This is a genomic window from Serratia sp. HNCC26DJ244 (assembly GCF_057180565.1).
This window is the reverse complement of the sequence record NZ_JBXUGO010000001.1, coordinates 160,984-186,369: the sequence shown is the minus strand read 5'-3', so window position 1 is coordinate 186,369 and position 25,386 is coordinate 160,984. Positions and strand designations below refer to the sequence as shown.

Here is a 25,386-nt window from a genome sequence, read left to right as displayed (position 1 = left end):
AATTGAGTTAATTTAAAGTTAGTGAAGGTAATTAATGGTCATTACCCCTAGCCAAATACCCAATAACGTATCGGCACCAGAAAAATGCCCCATTTTTAACAGATCACGGATAGATTGCGTTAATTCTCTGGGCTGAATTAAAGCCCGAGCCAATAGCTGTAACGCGGTAGAGAAAATACCTTGTTCAGCAAATTTTAAATAATGCTCGCTGACCAATGTGGTTAATTTATGCAGTGGCTGGCTAGCCGCAAAAAAAGGCGGTAAGCAGGCAACATCCACCCGGCTATCAAGATGTGCAGTCAACAACATCCCGACCAAGGTATCGTCGTTACTTGGTGTTAACCCCGGCCCTTTGCCAACAACAGCGCTCCAATCAACGGCCTGCCCTTGCAACCAGGCACAAAATTTTTGCTGCAGTTCCCGGGTTTCGGCAACCAGTGGTTGCTCAACAATCTGTTGCAAACGACCAAACAGACCAGTACTGGCTGGTTCATCAGCCAGTAGGATCGCCAAGGGTGCCAGAGGGATTTCATCACGTAGATTCAGATAAAGGTTCAGACGTTTATGATGACGATAGATGCAGATATCATCTATCTGGATCCCAGCCTGAGAAAGCTGGCAATCATCAGCCGCTAGCAGGCTATCAGATAACTCGTCGAAATCACTCGCTGCTATTTCCCACCCCATCGGGCTCAATCCGCATCCTTCACGGTGCAACGTCAATAACCGGCCATGGGGTGAAAGAAAATTGATAGCCTTGTTGAAGCGGCCGACACAACGCAGTGGACCATAATCTTGGGTGGCATGGTGGCTGACAGCTAACGCAGTGATATCCATCGACTCCCCTGTGCCCAGGTTGCCCTGGGCACCTCCATCGTTACTCACGGATGCCTAATTTTTCAGCCAGGGCTTCGATAGCTTTTTCAAAACAGCCTAGTGGTGCCCGCACGGTACCCGCGCCAATCTGCCCAACGCCCGCTTCCCGGTGTGCGATGCCGGTATTAATTAACGGCGTGATACCGGTTTCTACCACCCGGCGCGCATCTAACCCCAAACAAGCCCCTTGGAAATCCCAGGTAGGTATTTGCAGCATCATATTGCGCTCCAGATAAATCTCTGTCATTTCCTCTGAGATATCGATAGCCGCACTCATACCGCCCGTTGCGCCAACAAAGCGGGTCACACCCGGTGCCGCAACCATGGCCGCACCGCCGATACCAAAAGTCTCAGTAATGGCGCTATCACCAATATCTGGGTTGGCATCCGCCTGGCTGTAGCCAGAGAAGAACAACCCTTCAGGCATATTGACCGGTGCAGTAAACCACTGGTCACCCATCCCACTAATTTTAACCCCAAAGTTTTTGCCATTACGCGTCATAACCGTCACGATGCTGCCCTGTTTAATTTCAGCGCCCGCATCCATCGCCGCCTTGCAATAGGCCATCGCCAAGTTGAGGAAGAATTGGTCAGTAATACTGAGGAACTGCATCACCTTGCCTAGTTCGCTTTTATCACGATCCAGCAAAGTGATTTGAGGGGCCAATTGGCGCATCAACAACGCTGACGCGGCAATATTACGCTGGTGGAACTCGTCACCCATGGTGATCGCCTGAGCCATCAAGGCGGTCAGGTCGATGCCGCCATCAAATTTAGCCAGAGCCTCTTTCAACACCGGCGCCAATGAATCACGCATCCAGCGCAGACGCTCCTGCACATCGGGCCCGTAGGCACCAAAACGCATTACCTTGCCGATCCCTTCGTTCATGTTGCAATAGGCATAGTTACCATGAACGCTATCTTTTACCACCACCATCGGCATATGTGCCGAGGTAATCCCCCCCATTGGTCCAACAGCACTGACGTTGTGGCAGGGAATAAATTCAATCTCGCCGTTTTCGAGCAGAGACTGTGCCTGTTGCTCGTTATCTGCCCATTGTTCAAACAGGCAGGCACCAATACAAGCACCGCGCACCGGGCCACTCATTTCTTGCCAGGTCACTGGCGGCCCAGCATGCAACAGCTTTCTGCCCTGAGCCAGTTGTGGGATAAGATTTTTTGCCAAATCAACATCTTGCCAATGAGGGCGAGCTTCACGGATCCTGGCGATAACGGCAGCATTTGCTTGTTCAATAGATGCGTACATATCAATCCCTTACTTTAATTTTTTCAGTATATTAGCCAATCGTTGATTGCCACCGGCAACCGGAGCCCACTGGTAGTGGACTACTGAAATGTCATTGGTTTGCAGATCATCAGCAAAACTGCGTAGACCTGCGTTGATCACCGCAACACCGGCCAACATGGCAGGCACTGGTTCGCTAACGCCAAGCCGTGGGGGCGCAATGAGCTGGCAAGCTAACTGCACGGCTTCCGGCAGTGAGTTCATGACCGCGATACCCGCTTCACTCAGGGTGGTAATCTGTTTGGAGCGCTGTTGTGGATCCTGTTCAGTCCCGGTCACCGTGGCAATAACCGCCAAGGGATGAGCCTCGCCGCGCTTTTCACGCAGGCGTTTAACCTCGTTAACCAGCGACCCGGCAGGATCTTCCTGCGCGCCATAGCCAATCACCACATCCAGCAGCAACACACCAACCTGGGGTTGTTGAGCCAGACGAGCAATTTCCTGATTACGGGTTGAAGGGTCAATCATCGGGTGTGGCTTGCCCTGGGTGTAAAAATCATCACCCATATCGATAATGTGGTGCCCGTCGGCATTAAGCATTGAGCCCTGGTGGTGTTTACTGTCCCCCTCAAGGCCCAGTTGTTCCCCCAGCAGCATGGCGCATTCAGCCGCCAGGGTGCCACCCGCATAGAAACCGCAGATTTTGCTGCCACAGACAGCCGGTTGCTGAGCAGCCATTTGTTGTACATGGGCCAGCATGGCAGCCAGACGTGCCGCCTCATCCAGCGTGGCAGCAAAGGTAATATTATCTTCTTGTTGCTTGGCTGCCCGGGTACCCAGGAATAATGCCACCACCGGCTTACCCAGTGTTTTCATCTCTGCAATCACCCGCTGGCGTACCTCTGCAGCAGGTGGCTTGGAGACAAATGCCAATACCCGGCTCTGAGGATCCGCCGCCAGCATACGCAAGGCACTGATGGCACTGATTCCCCCCACCTCGGCGGTTAAATCGCGCCCCCCTAAACCGATTGCATGGGATATCCCCTGCCCAGCCAGGGTAATTTGCGACATCAGTTCCTGAATGCCGGTACCCGAAGCACCGATGATACCGATGGTTCCCTGCGGGGCGACGTTGGCGAAAGCCAGCGGTGCCCCTGCGATGCTGGCGGTGCCACAGTCAGGGCCCATAACAATCAACCCCTTGCTACGCGCCTTGGTTTTGAGTGCCACCTCCTGTTCCACACTGACGTTGTCAGAAAACATCATCACATTGCAGCCATCCTCCAACGCTTGATCAGCCAAACCCGCCGCATATTCACCCGCAATGGAAATCAGCGCCATATTGGCCTCTGGTAACTTCTGCCTGGCCATACGCCAACTACGGGCTTTGAGCAGGCGTTTCCCCCCCTGCTGCCCTTGGGCAATCGCCTTCAATGCGGCCTCCAACGATTCACTGATCTGCTCAGTAATATGGCTATCTGCGGAGTCTGCTTTAATCGCCACACAAATATCATTCGGGGTTGCTTCGCTAAATTGCGGATGCCAGAAGCCCGTGGCTTCAAGTAGTGACTTATTCGCTGGTGTCCCCATCATGACGGAGATTTCTTCGACGTCAGGTGATTCACTGAGTTTACGGGAAATTAGCATCAGGCTAACCGAATCCTGAAAGCTCCCTTTTTTTATAAAAGCATGGACCATAGTGATATCCTTAATACAGCATGTGAGCCTTACCCTCATTTGTTCATAACAGGTAAGCACTAATATTTTTATTCGCCTATTTACTTTCAAAAAATTTAATTTCCTCCTTTCAAGCTACAAATAAAAGCCCAGCATAAAGGTGAGAGCCATCACAGTTTAATCATTGTTAGAAAAAATCATTAAATCTGATAACCACTTGACAATAGAATAAAAAAAGAAAATCCATTTATTAAAAATATTTTAATAAATTTATTTGCATTCAATGAAAATTTAAATAAATAATACAATGCTAATCTAGATCACATTATTTTCCTCTCAGCTTTATACATTATGAGCCAAAGGTGGCTTAATAAACTGTAGTAACGAAAGGACTGTCTATGAAAGTCTCTAAACAACAATTGCATCAACTTATTCAAAATAAAATTCATGCAGCAGGGCTAAACCTGGTTCATGCCGGCATTGTCGCCGATGTTTTGGCCCATGCGGATGCTCGCGGTATCCACTCTCACGGTGCCGTCAGGGTAGAATATTATTCTGAACGCATTAGCAAAGGGGGTACCAACAATAATCCGCACTTCACTTATGAAAAAACCGGCCCTTGTAGTGCCGTTTTTGATGGCGATAATGGCGCCGGGCATGTTGCAGCTAAACTGAGCATGGATCATGCCATTGAAATGGCAAAAGAGAACGGTGTCGCGGTGGTAGGCATTCGCCGTATTGGTCACAGTGGTGCCTTGTCTTATTTTGTGCAGCAGGCGGCTCATGCCGGCATGATAGGGATTTCACTGTGTCAGTCAGACCCGATGGTGGTCCCTTATGGTGGGGCAGAAGTCTATTACGGCACCAACCCCATTGCTTTCTCGGCACCCGCAGAAGGGAAAGATATTTTAACCTTTGATATGGCCACCACGGTTCAAGCCTGGGGCAAAGTGCTGGACGCCCGCTCCCGCAATGCGCCTATCCCGGATACCTGGGCGGTTGACAGCGAAGGCAAGCACACTACCGACCCTTTCGCTGTTAGCGGATTACTGCCGATTGCCGGGCCAAAAGGCTATGGCCTGATGATGATGGTGGACATTCTTTCTGGTGTATTACTGGGATTGCCTTTTGGCAAGCATGTGAGCTCCATGTATCACGACCTCAGTGTAGGGCGGGAATTGGGCCAACTGCATATCGTTCTCAACCCTGGCTATTTCACTAATGAACGTGTTTTCCGTCAGCATGTCAGCCAGGTAATGAAAGAACTCAATGCCATCAAACCTGCACCTGGGGTGGAAAAAGTCCTCTACCCGGGTCAAGGTAGCCATATGCGTGAGTTGGAAAGTGAGAAGAATGGGATTGATATTGTTGATGAGATTTATCAATACCTGATTTCTGACGATATTTACCAACGTTCTTACGATCATAAAGACCCGTTTGCCAGTTAAAAAATAGGTAATCAGTCCGTGTGGTGATGTTGCTCTTTTTTGAGCTGGCGACATCACCTGCGTGATTTTTATTATCTCTCACCCCAGGTAAAACAGAGCTAATGGATTATCAGTGTCAATCTAGCTAGCAAATATCTCAGGAAAGCTAAAAAAAGGCAGATAGATATGAAAAATTTCCAACAAGAAATTAGTGAAACTTCTGGCTGGTTATCAAAAATAGGTGCCGACCCCAGTGGTGGCATGACACGGTTGCTGTATACCAAAGAGTGGATTGACGCCCAACAGGCATTGAAACAGGCCTTCGAAAGCGCCGGTTTGACGGTTTCCTATGATGCCGTGGGTAATTTGTCTGGTCGTCTGCTGGGGAGTATGTATCCTGAACAAGTGATACTGTCTGGTTCTCATATCGATACCGTGGTCAATGGTGGCAACCTTGATGGGCAATTGGGTATCGAAGCCGCTTATTTGGCGATTAAGCACCTTAAAGAGACCTATGGAACGCCACTACGGACGCTGGAAGTGATCTCTTTGGCGGAAGAGGAAGGCAGCCGTTTCCCGTTCGTTTTCTGGGGAAGCAAGAATATTGTCGGCTTAGCCCGTCCTGAAGATGTAAAAAATATCTGCGATGCCAAGGGAGTCAATTTTGTTGATGCCATGCATAGCGCCGGTTTTGAGTTTCCTCTGCCAAATCAATTACCGCGTAGCGATATTGCTGCCTTTGTCGAATTGCATATTGAGCAGGGCAAGGTGCTGGAAACCGAAGGGAAGACCATTGGTGTCGTCACTGATATCGTTGGGCAGCGCCGCTATAATGTGACACTACAAGGTGAGGCCAATCACGCTGGCACAACACCGATGAGTTATCGTAAAGATGCTGTTCATGCTTTTAGCCGTATCTGCTGCGAGTCTATCGCTAAAGCACAGGCAGAAGGTGACCCGTTAGTATTAACCTTCGGTAAGGTGGAACCTAAGCCGAATGTTGTCAACGTGGTGCCTGGTTATGCACAATTCACCATTGACTGCCGCCATACTGATCAGAAAACGTTGTTACGTTTTACACAACAATTGGAGTCTGATATCAAGCGCATCTGTGCAGAGATGGGCATCATTCCCACCATTGATTTGTGGATGGATGAAGCCCCTATTCCGATGAACCGGCAGTTGGTACAAAAGGTGGTACATCTGTGTGAAACCGAGCGCCTCAACTACCGTCTAATGCACAGCGGGGCGGGCCATGACGCGCAAATATTCGCACCTAAGATCCCCACCGTGATGATGTTTGTTCCCAGTATTGGTGGTATCAGCCACAATCCAGCAGAAAAAACCGCGCTTAGCGATCTGTCTGAAGGCGTCAAAATTCTGGCGCATACCCTTTATCAATTGGCCTATCAGGAATAACGGTCATCGTTCTGCCCCTGTTACAGCAAATCGACGGGGCAGATTTATTAATCAGGAGAATTAACGTGGGTTACTTCAACAATCAAATTGGCTATCCAAAAGATGTTTTGTCCTCTCGCGCGGTGATCAAGCGTGACAATTATGCGCTTCTTCCAGTGGAAGGCTTGGTACGCAATATCATTCCTGGCTTTGAAAACTGTGATGTCACTATTTTATCTACCCCAAAATTAGGGGCCAGCTTTGTCGACTATGTGGTGACTCTGCATGCTGACGGTAACAATCAGCAGGGTTTTGGTGGTGAAAATGTTGAAACCTTTGTCTATGTGATTGATGGCAAAGTTAAGGCGTCCGCCGATGCAACCGCCCATACCTTGACCAGTGGTGGTTATCTCTATTGCCCGGCCGGCGTGACCTTGCGGTTGGCTAACGATAATGCGGGTAAATCCAGCCAGTTATTCCTGTATAAGCGTACCTATAAGCGTATTGCTGGTCACGAAGCGCGTATCGTCTGCGATAATGTAAACAACCTTGAAAAGATCCACTATGAAGGGATGAGTGAAGTTATCCTGCAGGACTTACTGCCGAAAGATCTGGGTTTTGATATGAATATGCACATTCTTTCTTTCGAACCGGGTGCTAGCCATGGTTATATTGAAACGCATGTTCAAGAGCATGGTGCTTATATATTGAGTGGCAGCGGTGTTTACAACTTGGATAATGAGTGGATCCCGGTGAAAAAGGGAGATTATATTTTTATGGCCGCGTATGTACCACAAGCCGGTTACGCCGTGGGCAAAGAATGCTTTAGCTATATCTACTCTAAAGATTGTAACCGAGACGTGGATATTTGATCATATCTGAATTTATTTGAATAACTCAGTCGATATTTACCCATCGGCTGAGTATTTTTAATAATTATTACTTCACCGTATCAAGCATACGCCAGAGTACCACTTTATAAACTTGCTGTAATGCACCATCAAATTCTTGCTGTTTATCATTATTAATGCGTATTTTTAGCTGCTCAATAATTTCCTCTTTATTATATCCTTTGATAGCCAACATAAATGGGAAGCCAAATTTCTTCTGATAAGCCTGATTCAAGCTTAATAACAGGTCAGCCTCCTGTTGTGTGCATTGGTTCAAACCAGCACCACTTTGTTCACTTTGCGAATGAGCAGTAATATTCTCAGCGCGAATGCCCTTACAAGCCAAATTAGGATGACTTTTAATCAAGGCCAACTGAACCTCAGGACTCGCCACTTTCAATGGTTCAATAATACCCTCATATAAATCGACGAAACCCTTATAAGGGCGTTTTTCAGCAGCTTGCTCAATCACCCATGGCGCTTTTTCAAAAACATTACCCAATGCCTGTTCAAATTGCGCCTGGCTCATTGAGTTTAATTCACTAACATATAAAGCTCGTTCTGCAGAAAATGCTGGGATTGACAACAAGGTGGTCATTAAAAAAACACCTGACAATAGTTTTTTACTTAACATGATATTACTCTCCTAAGGATTGATAGATAAAAACATATTGATAATTTAATAATCTATTCAAAAAAGCTTTACTTTATAAAACATTATTTAGTGTATATCACGATGCCATGGTAATAGATTCTCAAGTAATACCGATATCTTCACCGGAATGCTGATACCCAAGCATCACTTGAAATAAGCTGGAAGTCGCTGTCGCAATAAAGGTGTATTCGATAATAAAAAAGTCACGCTAGGTGATAGCTGAAATGCTGACTGCAACGTTGGCGGAACAACCAGTGTATTACAAAATATAAAGAACATCGCGTTCACCTCTGATGAACGCGATGCCAATGGCATTTATTGTTGATGTTTCAGTACGAATTTACCCTTCGGACGAACACCAAAGCCGGCCTTGATATCGTAAATCACCTCGCCACGCAGAATAGTTTTTGCTACACGTGCGTTGATTTTACGCCCAACATACGGGCTGACTTTATGACGATATTCCAGATCCTCTGTGGTTAACACATAGCTGCTATTCGGTTGAATAAACACCAGGTCCGCATCTTTCCCCACAGCAATACGCCCCTTATGTTTCAAACCAAAAATATCGGCAGCGTTAGTGGCCATTAGCTTGCCAAACTCAGGCAGCGACATGCCTCTTTTTTGTACCGCTTCATCAAACATCACATCGACACAGTTCTGGATCCCGGCAATCCCACCCCAAGCTTGCATGATATTGCCTGCTTTCATCTCCGGTGGGCAAGGTGAATGGTCGGAAACCAGACAATCTATTTCACCATTGAACAGTTTGTCCCACATTCCCTGCTGATTTTTCGCATCACGAATCGGTGGTGAACACTTAGCCAAGGTACCAATTTCTTCAAACTGATCGGTATCCAACACGAAATAGTGTGGACAAGACTCACAGGTAACCTGTTGCCCCTCCTGGCGTGCCCGGGTCACTTCTGCCACCCCTTCTGGGCTACTGACATGGCAAATATGCAGTCGGCAACCCGCGACTTTCGCCAAGTAGATCACGCGGCGAATAGCTTCAACTTCAGTAAATACCGGCCGTGAAGCCACATAATCATGCGCAGTCACCCGTCCATCTTCTTTAGCTTCTTTCCCTAATGCATCACAGATCAGGGCATTTTCTGCATGCACAGCAACCAATTGGTCCAGCTTGGACAGTATCTGTAATCCCTTGAAGTACTCGAAATCATTCACATCACGGAAGTCATTACTAACACTGCGGTCACCACAAGTGGTGACAAAACACTTATAAGCCACGACACCGACTTCATCCAATTCATGCAGTCGATCGAGATTATAGGAAACCAGGCCACCAAATTGCGCCGCATCAATGGTCAGTTTGCCTTCTGCCGCAAAAAACTTCATTTCTATCGTCTCTCTATCGACAGTTGCAGGCAGTTGGTTGAGCGGCATTTCAATCATGGTGGTAATACCACCTTTTGCTGCAGCACGCGTACCGGTTTCATAGCCTTCCCAATGGGTACGACCAGGCTCAGACATATGCGCATGGGCGTCGACCATTCCCGGAGCCACAACCATTCCGGTAGCATCAATTTCTGTTTTGGCGCCTGACAAACCATTACCAATAGCGGCTATCTTGCCTGCTTTTATGGCGATATCGGTAATAATAGCTTGATGTTCAAAAACAACAGTACCATTCTTTATAATCATATCGTATGACATAATAAATCTCCTTCGTGAAATAAATTCATTACGTTTTATAACCACATTATTTTCACTTCGTTATAATATTTACTTCAGGTATACTCTTGCTGATTAACAACCACTTTACTCTTAAGCATTGCATATAGGCAGAATGCACTGATAACACCAACAAACCATGAAACCCGGGATAATGGCTCCAGTATTTCAATAAACTTACCCCCGAGAGACAAAACCACGGAAATTAATGTCACAATAAACGCAACACCATTAAAACCATGGTCGTAATATTTATAGTCGCCCGGCTTCGTATATAAAGAATCAAGATCGATATCACTGCGTACAACAATAAAATAGTGCGCCATCATAACACCAATAACCGGCCCTAAAATCCCACCAATAACATCAAGAAATAGATAGATACTTTCCTGACTTTCCATTAATTTCCATGGGCATATTAATAGGCTAATGATGCTGGCGATAACCACACCATTTTTGTAGGTCAACTTTTTTGGTGCAATTGCCGCAATCTGGTAACCAGCAGGGATAATATTACCGGTAGCATTAGTTGAAATAGTTGTCATCAAGATAACTAATACCGCAAAAACGGATGCAAAAATGTTATCCCATTTCTGCACGATATCCAATACGTTCCAGGTATCAACACCGTAATGAATACTGGCCCCAGCCAAAATACAGACACTAGCAACCGCAAATAGTAGATAGGCCACTACCAACCCTAATGTTTGTCCCCATGCCTGTTGCTTGAAACTACTGGCATTCTGGGTAAAATCTGAAGCACTGACCGCTGGCGCTGCCCATACAGCCACGACAGCATTGATAACCACCAAGAACATGAAGCTACTATTACTCGTGACATCCGCATTCGCGGGTACATAAGCAATAATATTGTCCAATCCTGCAAGCGAGATGGCCCAAATAGCCATGCCACCAAATACAACATAAATGCAAGGGTTAAGGATGGCGGTAAATTTATTAAGGATGCCACCACCACCGAGACCTATTGCAACGTTAACCGCCCAAAAAATCAGGAAGGCTATCAATCCTGGCAGGCTGATCCCTAACAGATTAAACTCCCCGCCTAAAGTCAAAAACTGTGGCCATAGTTTGCCAATCAGGATCAGGAAGGCCAGTGAACCCGCATAACATTGCAAGCCAAACCACATGATGGCGGCCACACATCCTCTGAGGATCCCCGGGAATAATGCACCACGTACACCATAAGATCCCCTAAGGATCATGGCAAAAGGAATACCGTATTTTGAACCAGCCGCGCCATTCATGACCATAACAAAAGCAATAACGAATGCGCTGAGAATAATAGCGGCCATAATGCTAACTGTAGAAAGCCCTAGAATAAAAAAGCCCCCGACCGCCACGTAATTAGGGACGTTATGGACTGACCCCATCCACAAGGTGAAATAATTAATTGCTTTCCAAGTTTTCTTATTTGCCTCCTTTGGCAAAAGATCCTCATGATAACCACGTTGCTGGTAAATCTCTCGTTGCTTGCTACTGATAGATTCCATGACAATTCCTTCTTATACCAAATAAGAAAATAGAGTAATTTTTCTTTATCCACCTTTAAAACAACTCAAACCATTAATTGGGGGAAATTGTTATCTGAAAACCATAATGCATTACTTTAAAAAATTAAGCTCCAAATAGTTAATTTATATGTAGGTGGCAAGTTCGAGAGCCATCAATCAAAGTGCCCCATTAACAAATCACAGCATTGATAATGGCTCAACCAAAAACCAGGTTAATTAACCATTTAAATATCAACATCACTTCAAGTTTTTTGTTATAGCTTATGCTGGCTCAGTAATGTATTTGGTTTTCTTTCTTTGTAACACGACGATGACAAAAATTAGCGTCCCCGTCGCGACTAAACCGGCTGAGATGATAAAACTTATCTCTTTTGAACCTGTGATATCAGAGATAAAACCGGTCAATGTGGGTGCCACGACTGCAGAGCTCATGCCAAAGAAATTAAACAAGCTGAATGCTCGCCCCAATTTTTTGGCGGAAGCAAGTTCGGAAACATAAGAAATTAAAATCGGGTCGACAGCCACTTTGCCCAGTAGTCCATATAACATAAGGCTAAACATAAGCATGGTGGTATTGGGTGATAATACTGTAAACACCAACATTGACGCGGCCACAACCTCAAGGCCAATAATGATCTTGACCTTACTGTCTCTATATTTATCTGATAGATAACTAAAAAACAGTGCGCCGGGTACACCGACAAACGCAACCATAGCAGATGCCAATCCTATTTTACCCCCATCAAACCCTCTTTCTGTCTGAAGATAGGATGGCAACCAGGTAACAATCAGGTAGTAACCATAGCAGGTACAGAAGTAAAGAAAATAAATGCTGCATAACAGGCCAGAAAATAGCGGGGAATCTTTCTCTTCTGTCACGTTAACAGTTTGTTCTCTTTTCTTTTCTTCCTGCTTCACCAGGTTAGTTTTTGATTTACTGCGAATAACTAGAGTAAACAAACAAAGCATTGCAGTGAGAATAGCAGCAACAATAAACAAGACATTTTGCCATGCCAACCCCATACTTTTCACCAATACACTGGAACCAATTAAACCGATCCCCATACCAATGGCAGAACCACTGTTGATAATGGCGTTAGCGAGTGCTTTACGTTCTGTCGGAACATTAGCTGAAGAGAGTGAGTATGCGGAACTAAAGAAAGAAGCACAACCGGCTCCCGCCAGCAGTGAACCACCATAAATCATCGTCATCCCAGTCGCTTTTGCAATGCATAGTGTGCCTAAAATAAAAAGCGTAAATCCGCACATTAACATTATTTTTTGACCGAATTTATCGACCAATATCCCACAAGGAATTTGCATGCTACAGTAGGCAAAGAAATAAAAACTCGCAATTGCACCTATTTCAGCATTACTCACATTTCCCATTGACGCTTGTATTTCAGGGTAAATTGGCGTAAGGACGGTCCGATAAATCCAAATCGCAACCCAACCTAGACTCATGACCATTACAATTTTTTTCCAGTAATCCATACTGGGTTTGTATTCTGTACTCATGACACTCTCCTTTTCATGAATTTATCATAAAATGACATTTCATAATTTTATCTTGTTAACATGATTTCTCGCACAGTCTGAGCTCAAACTTCGTTCATAAATTAAAAAATACTCGTGTGATATTTAAATTTACATATATCTAACAAATAGGTAAGTATTCCTTTTCATTCTTCAGAAAAACAAATGTTAACATTAAATAATTAATTTAATATTTTCATTGATTAATTGTTAAACCATTCTCTATAAAAACAGAATCATAAATAAATAGCCCGGCAACCAGGATCTACTAAACCTAAAATAATCATTTAAATAATTAATATACTCTCCAAGTTGCAGGTCAATAATAAAGACACCTGCAACTTGATAGAGACAATGACTACCGGTTAATCAGATACTTTATGGTTACCCATGATCTCCAAGGCTTGCACCAAAGCAGAATGGTCGAGATCTTTTGCACCATGGGCAGCACAAAGATTAAATAACTCCTGGCAAGTTGCGGTATTGGGCAAACTGAGTGCTAAAGATTTTGCCCCCTGCAATGCCAAATTGAGATCCTTCTGATGCAAGGAAATACGGAAACCTGGCTCGAATGTGCGCTTAATCATCCGCTCACCATGCACTTCCAGGATACGTGATGAAGCAAAGCCCCCCATTAACGCTTCTCGCACCCGCGCCGGATCGGCACCCGCTTTAGACGCAAAAATCAATGCTTCAGAAACAGCTTCAATGGTCAGCGCTACAATAATCTGGTTAGCAACTTTACAGGTCTGGCCATCCCCATTACCGCCAACCAAGGTGATGTTTTTCCCCATCAAGGCGAGCAGTGGTTTGACACGCCCGAACACCGCTTCATCTCCCCCCACCATGATGGTTAATGAACCCTGCTTAGCGCCCACTTCACCACCTGATACCGGGGCATCCAGATAATCCGCACCCAATTCATTAATTCGTCGAGCAAAACTTTTGGTATCCAGTGGTGAAATAGAACTCATGTCCACCAGGATCTTGTTTTTCAATTGTGCTTCAGCACAACCATTGGCAGCAAATAGCACCTGCTCAACCTGGGGAGTGTCTGGCACCATAATAAAAATAACATCGGCCAGGTCAGCTACTTGCTTCGGCGTTGCACAGGCAATGGCCCCTTTTTGCAGCAATGCTGCTGGCACCTGCCCCAAGGTATTGGCATATAACTGATGACCACCCTCGATCAGCTTTTCAGCCATTGGTGTTCCCATAATGCCCAAACCAATAAAGCCTAGTTTCATGATTCGTCCCTCACTGTTGATATTTTTTAATCCATGACAGACCAGCAACCGTTGTTGTCGCCGGTTTGTATTCGCAACCTATCCAGCCGCTATAACCCATTTGGTCCAGTGCACTGAAGATATAATCGTAATTAATTTCCCCACTTCCCGGCTCATGGCGGCCAGGATTATCAGCAACCTGGATATGCGCTATTTTATTCAATAGATTTTCCATGGTTTGGGTCAGTTCACCCTCCATACGCTGCATATGGTAAATATCGTATTGAATGAACAGATTGGGATTACCCACCCACTCCATCAGTTCTAAAGCCTGGCGAGTGGTTTGCAAATAGAATGCTGGCATATCGTATTTATTGATCGGCTCAACCAATAAGCGAATGTTTTCCTTAGCTAACTCTTTTGCTGCATAGCTCAGGTTAGCGACCACGATTTCATCAGTCTTATGCTGTGCCAGTGATTTGTCCGGGTTACCGATCAAACAGTTGATCTGTGTGCAACCTAATCCACGGGCATATTCCACCGCCATGCCCACACCGTCGCGGAACTCAGACTCTCGCCCAGGCAAACAGGCGATACCACGCTCACCAGCAGCCCAATCCCCTGCAGGGAGGTTTTGTAATACCTGTGTTAACTGGTTTTCCTCCAACGCCGTTCTCAATGCCTGCAATGGATAATCGTAAGGGAACATATACTCTATTGCCGTGAACCCTTGCTCTTTAGCACAGCGAAAACGTTGTAGAAAGTCCACTTCGTTAAAGAGCATTGATAAATTAGCTGAAAACTTTGGCATAATTTTTTCCCTACTGGTATTTGAAGTAACTGACTGCCGTCGGCGCATCTTCTGGCGACTCGGCAACAGGTTCAAACTCTGTTACGTTATCCAGCTCGGTTCCCATCGAAATGTTAGTCACACGCTCCAGAATAATTTCCACCACCACTGGCACCTGGTGCAGGCGCATTAATTCCTCGGCCTGCTGGAATGCGGAGGCAATATTTTCAGGTTTAGTCACACGGATGGCCTTGCAGCCCAACCCTTCAACCACTTTAACGTGGTCAACGCCATACTCACCGATTTCCGGGGTATTGATATTTTCAAAAGCGAGTTGAACACAATAATCCATATCAAAACCGCGCTGAGACTGGCGAATTAACCCCAGATAGGCGTTGTTCACTAATACATGGATATAAGGCAGTTTGAATTGAGCGCCGACGGCCAGTTCTTCGATCATAAACTGGAAGTCATAATCACCGGATAAGGCGATTACTTTGCGTTGTGGATCCGCGGCACAGACACCCAGCGCCGAAGGAATGGTCCAACCCAATGGGCCAGCCTGCCCAGCATTGATCCAGTGACGTGGTTTGAATACATGTAACAATTGCGCCGCAGCAATCTGCGAAAGCCCAATGGTGGTGACATAACAGGCATCACGCCCGAATGCCCGGTTCATTTCTTCGTAGACGCGCTGAGGTTTGATCGGCACATTGTCGAAATGGGTTTTGCGTAATAGTGTCTGCTTACGTTGCAGGCAGGTTTCCACCCACTCGGTTCTGTTTGGCAATAGCCCTTGTTTTGAGCGCTCGCGAGCTCGCTCAACCAACATCTGCAAAGCCGTTTTGGCATCGGACACAATACCCAGGTCAGGGCAAATAACGCGACCAATCTGCGTCGGCTCAATATCAATATGAACGATCTTGCGGCCCGCAGTATATTTATCCACGGACCCGGTATGGCGGTTGGCCCAACGATTACCAATGCCTAATAGAAAATCTGAATCCAGCAGATTGGCATTACCGTAACGATGGGAGGTTTGTAACCCAGCCATCCCTGCCATCAGCGTATGATCGTCAGGAATACAGCCCCAACCCATCAAGGTCGGGATCACTGGTGTATTGCAAATCTCCGCCAATTCCTGCAGCAAATCGGCCGCATCCGCATTGAGGATACCCCCACCAGCAATAATCAATGGCTTGTGAGCAGCACACAACATGTCCAACGCTTTGTCGATCTGCGCTTGAGTGGCTGCGGGTTTATAGGCTCCCAGTGAGGAGTAGGTTTCCGGATCAAATTCGATCTCGGCCATTTGAACGTCATAAGGTAAATCCACCAGCACTGGACCAGGGCGGCCAGAACGCATCAGATGGAACGCTTGTTGCAATACCCGGGGAACCAAAGCCGGTTCCAACACCGTCACGGCCATTTTAGTGACAGGCTTGGCGATTGATTCAATATCGACCGCTTGAAAATCTTCTTTATGCAAGCGTGCCCGTGGTGCTTGCCCAGTAATGCAAAGAATAGGAATAGAATCTGCTGAAGCTGAATAAAGCGCGGTAATCATATCCGTGCCTGCCGGCCCAGAAGTCCCCAGACACACGCCAATATTCCCCGGTTTAGCGCGGGTATAACCTTCTGCCATATGAGAGGCACCTTCCACATGGCGCGCCAGGTAATGTTTGATTCCACCGTGCTTGCGCATCGCGTTATAAAAAGGGTTAATCGCCGCACCAGGTACGCCGAATGCCGTATTGACTCCCTCTTTTTCCAGCACATACATTGCCGCATCTACCGCTCGCATTATTGCCATCTCATCTTCTCCTGCTTTTTTGGAAAAATTTTCCAAATTTAAATTAAATTCAAAAAAAACCGTTCATTCAACAAACGGGAAGGCTAGTTCAGCCTGCAGCGGCTTGATTCAACGGCTACAGGTGTTGTCATAGATGACTCAATGGTGACTGCGTGATTCTCCTAATGTCGTACTGATGTCATTAGCAACATCTCGCACCAGCTCCCCCAGTTCCTTAAAACGCTCACGACTCACACGCTCACTGGGCCCGGAAATAGAGATGGCCGCCACCACATTGTTGCTACGATCGAAAATCGCTGATGCCAAGCAATTGAGCCCTGCTGCATGCTCTTCAGCATCAATGGCGTACCCCCGGGCCAGCGATTGCGCTAAATCTTTGCGCAATAAATTCACACTCGTCAGCGTATTCGGGGTAAAGGCGTGCAAACCTGTACGCACAATCAGATCCAGCATTTCCTCTTCTATCAGGGGATAGAGGAGCGCTTTCCCTGCCCCGGAAGCGTGTAACGGTAAGCGGCTACCCAGCGGAGCACACATTCGCACCATGGCCTGGCACTCACATTGGCGGATCAATACCGCATCAAAGTTATTCCTGATGGCCAAGTTAGCGGTTTCACCTGATAACAGCATCAAACGACGCATAGGGGGACCCGCCACTGAAACCACGTCCCGGTCATTCATGTAGGCCGCCCCTACCGTGAATGCCTGGATCCCAATATGCCACCAACCTAATTGCGGATCCTGAAAAACAAATTCAGATTTTTCTAATACTTTCAATAATCTGAATGTCGTTGACAGCGGTAACCCTAACTTTTCGGATAACACGGAAACGGACGAGCTTCCTCCTGCATTGGCCAGAAACTGCAGGATCTCCAACCCTCGGTCCAATGCCTGGGCACCTTTCGTTGCTCCTGCATCTGTCGTTGGTCTTCCTTTTCTGCGTAGTTCGTTCATTCGGGCTTTCCTTTCTTAATTCAACTTAAGGTTTACCCGATATAGTATACCCATCCTCTTTCCAGTGGCAGCAATGTTGGCTGATGTACGGTTTATGGTTATTTATACCCTTTCATCTCGCATTATTTGAATTACCTGAATGAAACCGGTGAAATAAAAAATCTACTATCTAATGACTACTGGCTAATTACCACGCGATAAGGCTCAGGTAATTGACTGACGACACAGTTATCAGCACCACCACGATCCACTGTGAAAAAGTCAGTTACTTTTCCGAAAGCAAATAAAGGATGATGCCAGACATTACGATGATAATTCACCCCTTGCCGACCATTAGTAATAAATGCACGTAAGGTATTAACTAATATTTCACCCTGTTCCCCCGCTTGCGCAACAATGACCACAAAGCGTTCCCCCTTCATCGGCATAAAGGCTTGGGATGACAGCGGGTGTTTCTCCAGTAGCGAGAACGTCATCGGCATATCACAAGGTTCCGAGCGATTGATACTCACCAGTACCCGGTGCCCATCAGTGACCTCTACTTTTGCAATATCATGATAGCGCTCCGTTTTCCCATCATTGATATGGTAAAAGGGGGTATCATCAGTCTGTAATACATCACCATAAGGTGCAAAGGCTCCAGGTGTGAGTTCAACAGCAATTAAATCCATCTATCTCTTCTCCAAACCATTTCAAAAAGGAACACCACCGAATGAGATCACTCTAAACAGGTCATGATTAATTTAAAAGTTAATATTGGAAAATTATTCCACAATATGACCAGCAGCACATTAATTTGCCACTATTTAAATTAGTCTATTAATAATATAAATATTATTAAAGAATTTTAATCACCCAGCGCACATTAATAATTGAGTTGTTTTGTGCTGTATCTATCATAATAAACTGATAAATAGTGCTGAAAATCACGGGATCATGTGTAATGGCTAACCTAAGGAAGATAAGATAAGTAAATTCTCTTTCAATGAATGGAAACCATCGCTGCCGCGTTAAGGAAATAACATGCTGGATCACGAAACTATTCGATCATTTATTAAAGTGGCAGAGTGCCAGAGCTTTTCTCGCGCTGCAGAGTTACTCCACAAGACCACCGCTACCATCAGTTATCGCATCAAAACACTGGAAGAAAGTATCGGTACCCAACTCTTCATTCGCACCACCCGAAGCGTCAATCTGACTCCGGCCGGTGAATACCTGTTGGAACGTTGCAGCCAATGGCACAATTGGCTTGATTCTATGCCCAATGAACTGCGCCAAATTAATGATGGGATAGAACATCAGGTCAATATTGTTATCAATAATCTGCTCTATAATCCTGCCACGGTGGCCCAATTACTGGCCTACCTGCAACAACGCTACCCCTTTACCCAGTTCCATATCTCGCGCCAGGTTTATATGGGGGTATGGGATGCATTGTTGAACGAAGATTGTCACCTGGCCATTGGGGCGGCAGGCAATGAGTCGCTGGAAAATAGTATCAATGTACTGCCACTGGGCAAGATAGAGTGGGTATTTGCCATTGCACCACACCATCCGCTAGTGGGTGCCGTTGAGCCAATACCCGAGGATCAATTACGGCTTTACCCGGCAATCAATGTTGAAGATACTGCCCGCCATCTGGACAAGCGCATTGCCTGGTTACTCTCCGGTCAGCGTGAAATAAAAGTGCCGGATCTCCATACCAAACTGGAATGTCATTTACGCGGTGTCGGTATCGGTTTTTTACCCCGAACCTTATGCCAACCATACCTTGACAGAGAGGAACTGGTGCAGAAAAAACCGCTGCGCACACGCCAGCAATCCACATTATCATTGGCGTGGTCAAATCACCGAGGGGGGGAAGTCGTCAAAAGCATTATTGCGCTATTTCAATCCCATGACCCTCTTATCGAAGGGTTTACTTTACCTCTGGATTAATCGGGCGATTAGCCTGGAGAGATTAGGCTTTCTGTCTCCACTAGCGTAATATTAATTTAACTATCTAACCGGAGGTTGTTCCATGTTCGATTTTACCTTTTCCATCATCCCAATTTTGATTGTTATAGCGTTAATTGTCGCCTTTACCAGTGTAAAGATTGTGCCACAAGGCTATCAATGGACCGTGGAGCGTTTTGGTCGCTATACCAAAACACTGATGCCAGGTTTGAACCTGATGGTGCCTTTTATTGATCGCATTGGCCGTAAAATCAATATGATGGAGCAAGTGTTAGATATCCCTTCTCAAGAAATTATTTCACGTGATAATGCCAACGTGGCCATCGATGCGGTCTGTTTTATTCAGGTTGTTGATCCCGCACGTGCCGCCTATGAGGTCAGTAACCTCGAACTGGCGATCGTTAACTTAACCATGACCAACTTCCGTACTGTGCTCGGTTCAATGGAACTGGATGAAATGCTGTCACAGCGCGATAGCATCAACAGTCGTCTGTTGCATATCGTCGATGAGGCCACCAACCCTTGGGGGGTCAAAATCACCCGGATTGAAATCCGCGATGTTCGCCCACCCGCTGAATTGATTGCCTCCATGAACGCCCAGATGAAAGCCGAACGTACCAAACGTGCCGATATTCTGGAAGCGGAAGGGGTACGTCAGGCGGCCATTCTACGTGCCGAAGGTGAAAAGCAGTCACAAATTCTGAAAGCGGAAGGGGAACGTCAATCTGCGTTCCTGCAGGCTGAAGCCCGTGAGCGTGCCGCCGAAGCAGAAGCAAAAGCAACCCAACTGGTTTCTGACGCCATTGCCAGCGGTAATATTCAGGCAGTTAACTACTTTGTGGCCCAGAAATATACCGATGCACTGCAGAAGATCGGTTCAGCTGATAACAGCAAAGTCATTATGATGCCGTTGGATGCTAGCAGCTTGCTGGGTTCCATTGGTGGCATTGCCGAATTGCTAAAAGAGAGTAAAGGCAACTAATCATGCTTGAACAGATCACAGCGAACCCACAATGGTTCTGGATCACTCTCGGTGGCTTATTGCTGGCAGCAGAAATGCTGGGCGCTGCCGGTTATCTGCTGTGGAGTGGTGTATCTGCGGTGGTGGTTGGCATCATTGTCTGGCTATTACCGCAGTTAGGCTGGGAGTGGCAAGGTGTTCTCTTCGCCGTGATGACCCTTATCGTTGCCTACCTGTGGTGGTACTGGCTACGCAGACGGCCAAAGTTCGCGGGCAGTTCACAGGTGCTAAACCAACGTAATCGCCAATTGATTGGCACCCGTGGGACCCTTACTGAAGCGATGCAGAATGGCTTTGGGCGCATCAATATCGGCGACAGCAGTTGGCGTGCTCAAGCCAATGAAGACCTCCCTGCAGGCACTGAAGTAGAAGTCATTGCCGTCGAAGGGGCGACGCTGGTGATTCGCGCTGTAACTCGTTAATGATTGTGACAGCAGCCTGCCAGATTATTAATAATCGGGCAGTCTGCGCCCTCGTTGCCCGGGCATTGTTCCGCTAGCGCCAATAATCGTTGGCGCATCTCCTCCAGTTCAGTGATATGCCGCTCAATATCTGCCACTTTCTGCAGCGTGCGTGCTTTTACATCCGCGCTATGGCGGGCGGGATCATTGAATAAAGTGACCAGTTCACGGCATTCATCAAGAGTGAACCCCACCAGACGTGCCTGGCGCAGCAGCGTTAGCTCTTCAACATGTTTGGTACTGTAACTGCGATAACCGTTATCGGTACGGATCGGTGCCGTTACCAAGCCTTTTTCTTCATAAAAACGAATGGCCTTGCTGGTCAAACCGGTTTTTTTGGCAACATCACTGATATTCATTTTTCCTCCTTGACCTTACCCTTGCGGGAAGGTTTAAGCTTCTCTTCAATGATACACCTAAGTTGACCGACTCGCCCTATTCACCGTATGACGAGTCTATCCCTATACCGTTATCTTGTTATCAGGAACCAGTCTATGTCACAGATTACCGTACTGGCGTTACAGGGCCTTTCCTGTATGCATTGTGCGCAACGGGTGAAAACAGCCCTGGAAAGCCGCACTGATGTCGAACAAGCAGAAGTGAATGTTCACTATGCCAAAGTAACGGGGAGCGCCCCGGCAACAGCATTAATCGACAGTGTTGTTGATGCTGGTTATCAGGCTGAAGTGGCCACGCAAGCAGATACCGAACTACAACTCTCCGGTCTCTCCTGTATGCACTGTGTGGGTAGCGCTCGTAAAGCACTGGAAGCACTTCCGGGTGTGATCGCCGCTGATGTTACTCTTGAAGCAGCTAAAATCTACGGTGATGCCACCGCAGAACAACTCATCGCGGCCATTGAACAGGCTGGGTATCACGCCACTCTGGCGGGGGAAAAGCTGGCAGGAGAAAAACATCACCCAAAAACTGAGCCGCTGACTGAATCTACCCCAACATTGCCGGAATCCCTGGCAGCGGCTCCCTCTTCCCCTCCGGTAACGGATACTGATGATGACAGTATTCAGTTGTTACTCAGCGGTATGACCTGCGCCAGTTGTGTCAACAAAGTCCAGCAGGCGTTGCAGAATGTCCCCGGGGTGACAACAGCACGGGTTAATTTAGCAGAACGCAGTGCACTGATTAGCGGCCATGCCGAGCCCAATGCCTTGGTGGCGGCAGTAGAAAAAGCCGGCTATGGTGCAGAACTGATCGAGGACGAAACTGAGCGTCGAGAACGCCAGCAGCAGACGGCGCAAGCCAGTATGAAGCGCTTCAGATGGCAGGCCGCCTTGGCGCTGGCACTCGGCGTTCCACTGATGGCTTGGGGCGTATTCGGTGGCAGTATGTCGCTAACACCAGAAACCCAGCGCCCGTGGATGATAGTCGGCATAATTACCTTGGTTGTGATGGTGTTGGCGGGTGGCCATTTTTACCGTAATGCCTGGCGCGCACTGATAAATGGCAGCGCCACCATGGATACACTGGTCGCCTTAGGCACCGGTGCAGCCTGGCTATATTCCATTAGCGTTAATATTTGGCCGGAGTTCTTCCCCATGGAAGCCCGCCATCTCTATTATGAAGCCAGTGCAATGATTATCGGCTTGATTAATCTGGGCCACGCCATGGAACAACGGGCTCGGCAGCGATCTTCCCAAGCACTGGAACGCTTGTTGGATCTCACCCCCCCTAGCGCCCGAGTGGTCACTGAACAGGGGGAAAAAAGCATCCCGCTAACAGAGGTGCAGTTGGGGATGACATTGCGGCTAACCACCGGTGACCGCATTCCTGTGGATGGTAAAATCATTCAGGGGGAGCTGTGGGTGGATGAAGCGATGTTGACCGGGGAGGCGATTCCACAGCAAAAAGGTGTGGGCGATACGGTACATGCCGGTACCGTGGTGGATGATGGCAGTGTGCTGTTCCACGCCGAGGCAGTCGGCAGCAAAACCACGCTAGCACGGATTATTAAACTGGTGCGTCAGGCGCAAAGTAGCAAGCCAGCCATCGGTCAGTTGGCTGACAAAATTTCGGCGGTGTTTGTGCCAACGGTGGTGGTGATCGCCTTGTTCAGTGCCGCTATCTGGTACTTTTTTGGCCCGCAACCTCAAGTGGTCTATACCCTGGTGATTGCCACCACCGTGCTGATTATTGCCTGCCCTTGTGCCTTGGGGTTGGCTACCCCCATGTCGATCATCGCTGGTGTGGGCCGTGCCGCAGAGTTCGGTGTGCTGGTGCGTGACGCTGATGCGCTGCAACAAGCCAGCAATCTCGATACGCTGGTGTTCGATAAAACCGGTACGCTGACGGAAGGCCAACCGCGAGTGGTAGAGATCATTACCTTTAACCAAGTGGACCAACAGCAAGCACTGAGTTGGGCCGCCGCGTTAGAGCAGGGAGCAAACCATCCGTTGGCCCGCGCGATTACGGAGCAGGCTAAAGGGCTGAGTTTACCGGTTGTCGAACAGTTCCGTACCTTGCGTGGTGCCGGTGTTAGCGGTGAGGTGGCTGGCGTGACATTGCTGTTGGGCAATACACGGCTATTGCAGGAAAACCAGATCAATACGTCCCCCTTTGAGCAACAGATACAACAACAAGCAGAGCGTGGCATCACCCCTGTATTGCTAGCAGCTAATGGCAAACCGGCGGCCTTGTTTGCTATCCGCGACCCGTTGCGCGCTGACAGCGTTAGCGCCTTGCAGCGTCTGCATCAGCAAGGTTATCAGTTGGTGATGTTAACCGGTGATAACCCCCTCACTGCCAATGCGATTGCCAAAGAAGCAGGCATTGACCGGGTGATTGCCGGTGTCATGCCAGAAGGCAAAGCAGACGCTATCAAGCAACTGCAAGCTCAAGGTCACCGGGTAGCCATGGTGGGGGATGGCATCAACGATGCCCCGGCACTGGCACAAGCTGACGTGGGGATCGCCATGGGTGGCGGCAGTGATATCGCCATTGAAACCGCCTCCATTACGTTGATGCGTCATAGCTTGCACGGTGTTGCTGACGCTCTGGCGTTATCAAAAGCCACACTGCGTAATATGAAGCAGAATCTGCTGGGGGCATTTATCTACAATACGCTCGGTATTCCCATTGCCGCCGGTATCCTGTACCCCATGACAGGTACATTGCTCAGCCCAGTCATTGCTGGGGCGGCAATGGCGCTCTCTTCGATTACTGTGGTCAGTAACGCCAACCGGTTATTACGCTTTAAACCCAAGGCATAGACTGAAAAAGTCTCTTGTAGTATCGCCCCTTAGCTTTCTTGTTCGGTCGTTAGCGTTTAGCATAAGAAAAGTCTTCCCCCTGCCCGGTTTTCGGGCAGGGAAAATCAGGAGCTATACGGCATGGGGCAATGGCTGCACCGCATCAAAAACTTTCTTGGTCTGCTCCCTCCCCGGGCCTACACCTATCCGGCGGTGGATATGACGTTACCCGGGGGAAGGCAACTGCATCTGGTTGGTAGCATTCATATGGGGACCAGCAATATGTCACCGTTACCCCCCTACCTAATGACGCAGTTGCGTCAGGCTGATGCGTTGATCGTTGAAGCCGATATCAGCAGCCATACCCCATCCCCTTTTGGTGGTGGTGAAGTATGCCAACCGCTAGAACAGCGCCTTTCCCAGCAAGAATTCCATTGTTTACAGGCGTTATGTCAAGAGATCGGCGCCGATGCCACTACCTTTGCTACGCTGCCTGCCTGGCAGGTGGCGTTGATGATGCAGGCGCAACAAGCACAATTATTAGGATTACGTGCCGAGTACGGTATTGATTACCAGCTATTGCAAAGCGCCAAAGCACAGCAGATAGCGGTGATTGAGCTTGAAGGTGCCGCAGAGCAACTGGCCATGCTGGAACAATTACCCCAAGGTGGGCTAGGATTATTGCAAGACACGTTGGAGCATTGGCGTACTAATGCCCGTTTGCTACAAACCATGGTGAGCTGGTGGCTGGATAGCAAGCCAAATGCCTTACCGGAAGCACTACCTGCTACTTTTAGTCCCGAGTTATATGACCTATTGATGCATTGCCGTAATCGCCACTGGCAACAAAAGTTGCAAGCCTTACCAGCAGGTAACTATGTGGTGGCGGTAGGGGCTTTGCATCTATACGGTGATGGTAATTTGCCTGCACTGTTACAGGAAGGCTTGGCATAACTGGTATTGATATTCTGTACCCAAGTTCAATGAAATTGCAGGTAGGCGGCAACTGAGCGAAGCCCCAGGAGCTTAC

General features: G+C 47.6%; 21 protein-coding genes. 8 read left to right on the top strand and 13 right to left on the bottom strand.

Features of this window, described 5'->3' with window-relative positions; translation table 11 throughout:
• Positions 1 to 18: 18 nt before the first annotated feature.
• The 3 genes from AC2A06_RS00825 to AC2A06_RS00815 are packed head-to-tail and all read right to left on the bottom strand — an operon-like array spanning position 19 to position 3,820.
• Positions 19 to 885 carry an oxamate carbamoyltransferase subunit AllH family protein gene (locus AC2A06_RS00825; RefSeq protein ID WP_484379048.1) on the bottom strand — a complete coding sequence of 289 codons (867 nt, stop codon included), beginning with the start codon at positions 883 to 885 and terminating at the stop codon, positions 19 to 21.
• Positions 878 to 2,143 carry a YlbE family protein gene (locus AC2A06_RS00820; protein ID WP_023492383.1) on the bottom strand — a complete coding sequence of 422 codons (1,266 nt, stop codon included), beginning with the start codon at positions 2,141 to 2,143 and terminating at the stop codon, positions 878 to 880. Before AC2A06_RS00820 ends, AC2A06_RS00825 begins: the two co-directional genes overlap by 8 nt.
• Positions 2,144 to 2,152: 9 nt before the next feature.
• Positions 2,153 to 3,820 (bottom strand): acyl-CoA synthetase FdrA, encoded by a 1,668-nt coding sequence (locus tag AC2A06_RS00815; protein WP_484379047.1) that lies wholly within the window; start codon positions 3,818 to 3,820, stop codon positions 2,153 to 2,155.
• A 377-nt stretch (positions 3,821 to 4,197) separates the two neighbouring features.
• On the opposite strand from AC2A06_RS00815, the gene allD reads away from it, so the two are divergent.
• From allD to allE, 3 genes are all read left to right on the top strand, one after another.
• Entirely contained in the window at positions 4,198 to 5,247 is a 1,050-nt protein-coding gene (allD, locus tag AC2A06_RS00810) for an ureidoglycolate dehydrogenase (RefSeq protein WP_484379046.1), read from the top strand.
• Between the two features lie 165 nt (positions 5,248 to 5,412).
• Positions 5,413 to 6,645 carry an allantoate deiminase gene (gene allC, locus AC2A06_RS00805; protein WP_484379045.1) on the top strand — a complete coding sequence of 411 codons (1,233 nt, stop codon included), beginning with the start codon at positions 5,413 to 5,415 and terminating at the stop codon, positions 6,643 to 6,645.
• Positions 6,646 to 6,710: 65 nt separating this feature from the next.
• Positions 6,711 to 7,496 carry a (S)-ureidoglycine aminohydrolase gene (gene allE / locus AC2A06_RS00800; RefSeq protein WP_484379044.1) on the top strand — a complete coding sequence of 262 codons (786 nt, stop codon included), beginning with the start codon at positions 6,711 to 6,713 and terminating at the stop codon, positions 7,494 to 7,496.
• Positions 7,497 to 7,563: 67 nt separating this feature from the next.
• On the opposite strand, the gene uraD is transcribed toward allE, so the two are convergent.
• The 9 genes from uraD to AC2A06_RS00755 form a co-directional block, all read right to left on the bottom strand.
• Positions 7,564 to 8,148 carry a 2-oxo-4-hydroxy-4-carboxy-5-ureidoimidazoline decarboxylase gene (uraD, locus tag AC2A06_RS00795; protein ID WP_484379043.1) on the bottom strand — a complete coding sequence of 195 codons (585 nt, stop codon included), beginning with the start codon at positions 8,146 to 8,148 and terminating at the stop codon, positions 7,564 to 7,566.
• A gap of 336 nt (positions 8,149 to 8,484) precedes the next feature.
• Positions 8,485 to 9,846: an allantoinase AllB gene (allB, locus tag AC2A06_RS00790; RefSeq protein ID WP_484379042.1), complete on the bottom strand. Its 1,362-nt coding sequence runs from the start codon at positions 9,844 to 9,846 to the stop codon at positions 8,485 to 8,487.
• Positions 9,847 to 9,920: 74 nt separating this feature from the next.
• Entirely contained in the window at positions 9,921 to 11,375 is a 1,455-nt protein-coding gene (locus tag AC2A06_RS00785) for an allantoin transporter (protein WP_484379041.1), read from the bottom strand.
• 282 nt (positions 11,376 to 11,657) lie between these two features.
• A complete protein-coding gene (locus AC2A06_RS00780) occupies positions 11,658 to 12,914 on the bottom strand; it encodes an MFS transporter (RefSeq protein WP_484379040.1) in 1,257 nt (418 codons plus the stop codon).
• A 383-nt stretch (positions 12,915 to 13,297) separates the two neighbouring features.
• Complete coding sequence (gene glxR, locus AC2A06_RS00775) at positions 13,298 to 14,179, bottom strand: 2-hydroxy-3-oxopropionate reductase (protein WP_484379039.1); 882 nt, start codon at positions 14,177 to 14,179, stop codon at positions 13,298 to 13,300.
• Between the two features lie 10 nt (positions 14,180 to 14,189).
• Positions 14,190 to 14,969 carry a hydroxypyruvate isomerase gene (gene hyi / locus AC2A06_RS00770; protein WP_484379038.1) on the bottom strand — a complete coding sequence of 260 codons (780 nt, stop codon included), beginning with the start codon at positions 14,967 to 14,969 and terminating at the stop codon, positions 14,190 to 14,192.
• A 10-nt stretch (positions 14,970 to 14,979) separates the two neighbouring features.
• Positions 14,980 to 16,761, bottom strand: coding sequence for a glyoxylate carboligase (gcl, locus tag AC2A06_RS00765; RefSeq protein WP_484379037.1), 1,782 nt, complete (start codon positions 16,759 to 16,761; stop codon positions 14,980 to 14,982).
• A gap of 138 nt (positions 16,762 to 16,899) precedes the next feature.
• The gene (locus AC2A06_RS00760) at positions 16,900 to 17,715 is read right to left on the bottom strand and encodes an IclR family transcriptional regulator domain-containing protein (RefSeq protein WP_484379036.1); all 816 of its coding nucleotides are present in this window, start codon (positions 17,713 to 17,715) and stop codon (positions 16,900 to 16,902) included.
• A gap of 176 nt (positions 17,716 to 17,891) precedes the next feature.
• Positions 17,892 to 18,386, bottom strand: coding sequence for an ureidoglycolate lyase (locus AC2A06_RS00755; RefSeq protein WP_037383612.1), 495 nt, complete (start codon positions 18,384 to 18,386; stop codon positions 17,892 to 17,894).
• Between the two features lie 352 nt (positions 18,387 to 18,738).
• Here AC2A06_RS00755 and allS point away from each other — a divergent pair, with 352 nt between their 5' ends.
• From allS to AC2A06_RS00740, 3 genes are all read left to right on the top strand, one after another.
• Positions 18,739 to 19,653, top strand: a complete 915-nt coding sequence (gene allS / locus AC2A06_RS00750) for an HTH-type transcriptional activator AllS (protein ID WP_484379035.1) — start codon at positions 18,739 to 18,741, stop codon at positions 19,651 to 19,653.
• An 82-nt stretch (positions 19,654 to 19,735) separates the two neighbouring features.
• On the top strand, positions 19,736 to 20,653 hold the full coding sequence (locus tag AC2A06_RS00745; RefSeq protein ID WP_484379034.1) for an SPFH domain-containing protein: 918 nt from the start codon (positions 19,736 to 19,738) through the stop codon (positions 20,651 to 20,653).
• A 2-nt stretch (positions 20,654 to 20,655) separates the two neighbouring features.
• Positions 20,656 to 21,114, top strand: coding sequence for an NfeD family protein (locus AC2A06_RS00740; protein WP_023491008.1), 459 nt, complete (start codon positions 20,656 to 20,658; stop codon positions 21,112 to 21,114).
• On the opposite strand, the gene cueR is transcribed toward AC2A06_RS00740, so the two are convergent.
• Positions 21,111 to 21,512: a Cu(I)-responsive transcriptional regulator gene (cueR, locus tag AC2A06_RS00735; protein ID WP_023491009.1), complete on the bottom strand. Its 402-nt coding sequence runs from the start codon at positions 21,510 to 21,512 to the stop codon at positions 21,111 to 21,113. The two genes, AC2A06_RS00740 and cueR, sit on opposite strands and share 4 nt — an antisense overlap.
• Positions 21,513 to 21,647: 135 nt before the next feature.
• Between cueR and copA the strand changes: the two genes are divergently transcribed.
• Positions 21,648 to 24,377 carry a copper-exporting P-type ATPase CopA gene (gene copA / locus AC2A06_RS00730; RefSeq protein WP_484379033.1) on the top strand — a complete coding sequence of 910 codons (2,730 nt, stop codon included), beginning with the start codon at positions 21,648 to 21,650 and terminating at the stop codon, positions 24,375 to 24,377.
• Between the two features lie 120 nt (positions 24,378 to 24,497).
• Entirely contained in the window at positions 24,498 to 25,310 is an 813-nt protein-coding gene (locus AC2A06_RS00725) for a TraB/GumN family protein (protein WP_484379032.1), read from the top strand.
• Positions 25,311 to 25,386 lie beyond the last annotated feature (76 nt).